We start from the raw sequence: 1,840 nt of genomic DNA on the forward strand, positions 1-1,840 counted from the left end.
GGACATGCCCGCCGCGGACGCCTTCGACGGCAAGGACCTGAAGGCCGAGGAGGTGGAGCTCGAGGGCAGGACGTACCTCAAGTACGCGCTGCCCGAGGAGCACCACGAGTTCGGCCGGACGATGCTGATCGACCCGGAGAGCACGACCCTCTACCGTCTCGAGGACGTGAACTCGGAGGACGAGGACGTGGACGCGAACGCCACCTTCACCGAGTGGAACGCGGTCGAGGCGCCCGAGGCCCCCGCCAAGGAGGACGTCTTCGACCTGGCCGAGCTGCAGGAGCTGGCCGGCTGACCCGCTGCGCGATCCGGGTGGGCCGGCGGGCCGCCACGGCATGATGTCCTGATGGACCGCACCGCCCCCACCCCGCCCGCGAACGCCCTCGCCCCGGACCTGCCGGAGGACATCGCCCGCGAGGCGATCGCCTTCCGCCGCCGCCTCCACGGGCATCCGGAGCTGGACCTGCACCTGCCCCGCACCCAGGCCGCCGTCCTCGAGCGGCTCGAGGCCCTGCGCGCCGAGGCGGGGGAGGATGCCGCCACCGGCCGCCCCGCGCTGGAGACGAGCGTGGGCCGGGCGCTGAGCTCCGTCGTCGTGGTGCTGCGCGGCGGGGCCCCGCTGCCGGAGGGGGCCCGGCGGCCGGTCGTGCTGCTGCGGGGGGACATGGACGCCCTGCCCGTCACGGAGGAGACCGGGCTGGAGTACGCCCCCTCCGTGCCGGGCACCATGCACGCCTGCGGCCACGACCTGCACACCGCCGGCCTCTACGGCGCCCTGGCGTGGCTGGTGCGCCGTCGCGGGGAGCTCGCCGCCGACGTGGTGGCCATGTTCCAGCCCGGGGAGGAGACCGGCGGCGGCGCCCTGCACATGATCCAGGAGGGGCTGCTGGAGGCGGCCGGGCGACCGGTGGACGCCGCCTACGCGATCCATGTCTCCTCGGGCACGTACCCGCGCGGCGTCCTGCTCAGCCGCCCGGGGGCGATCCAGGCCGGCTGCGACGACCTGGTGGTGACGGTGCACGGTCGAGGCGGGCACGGCTCGGTGCCGCACCTGGCCCAGGATCCGGTGCCCGTGGCCGCCGAGATGGTGCTGGCGCTGCAGTCCGTGGTCACCCGGCAGTTCGACGCCTTCGACCCGGTGGTCGCGACCGTCGGGCACCTGAGCGCGGGCACGGCGGCCAACATCATCCCGGACAGCGCCACCCTCGCCCTCACCCTGCGGACCTTCTCCGCGCCCTCCCGAACCCGGCTGCTCTCGGCCGTGGAGCGCATGGTGCACGGGATCGCCGCGGCGCACGGCATGAGCGCGCAGGTCCGGACGGACTGCGCGTTCCCGGTGACGGCCAACGATCCGGACGCAGTGGCTTTCGTCCGCCGGACCGTGGCGGACCTGTACGGGGCCGACGCCTACCGGGAGCTACCCGAGCCCGAGCCCGGCAGCGAGGACTTCTCCGAGGTCCTCCAGCGGGTGCCCGGCGCCTACGTCCTGCTCGGGGCGGTCCCGGAGGGCGTGGACCCGGACGAGGCCCCGGTCAACCACTCCCCGCAGGCCGTGTTCGACGACGCCGTGGTGCCGCGGGCCGCTCAGGTGCTGGCCGAGCTGGCGCTGCGGACGGCGCCGGTGCCGGCGTCCTGAGCGCGGCGACCGGCCCGGAGCACCTCGGCGATCTGCCCGACGCACGGCTCGTTCTGCAGGCTCGTGGTGTCCCCGAGCGCGGTGCCCTGGTGCAGCTGCGTCAGCAGCCGCCGCATGATCTTGCCCGAACGGGTCTTGGGCACGTCGGGGACGAAGACCACCTCGGCGGGCTTGGCCACCGGCCCGATCACCCGCCCCACGTGC

General features: G+C 74.9%; 2 protein-coding genes and 1 pseudogene. 2 read left to right on the forward strand and 1 reads right to left on the reverse strand.

Features of this window, described 5'->3' with window-relative positions; genetic code table 11:
* A partial coding sequence (locus ACFWJO_RS38520; protein WP_386872850.1) for a hypothetical protein occupies nt 1–295 on the forward strand: 295 nt, incomplete at its 5' end.
* Nucleotides 296–346: 51 nt separating this feature from the next.
* Nucleotides 347–1,636: a M20 family metallopeptidase gene (locus tag ACFWJO_RS38525; protein WP_386872851.1), complete on the forward strand. Its 1,290-nt coding sequence runs from the start codon at nt 347–349 to the stop codon at nt 1,634–1,636.
* Here ACFWJO_RS38525 and ACFWJO_RS38530 read toward each other — a convergent pair.
* A pseudogene (locus ACFWJO_RS38530) lies at nt 1,585–1,840 on the reverse strand (hypothetical protein); the annotation flags it as partial. The gene ACFWJO_RS38525 and the pseudogene ACFWJO_RS38530 overlap by 52 nt on opposite strands.

This window comes from Streptomyces sp. NPDC127092 (assembly GCF_042722475.1).
GTDB lineage: Bacteria > Actinomycetota > Actinomycetes > Streptomycetales > Streptomycetaceae > Streptomyces.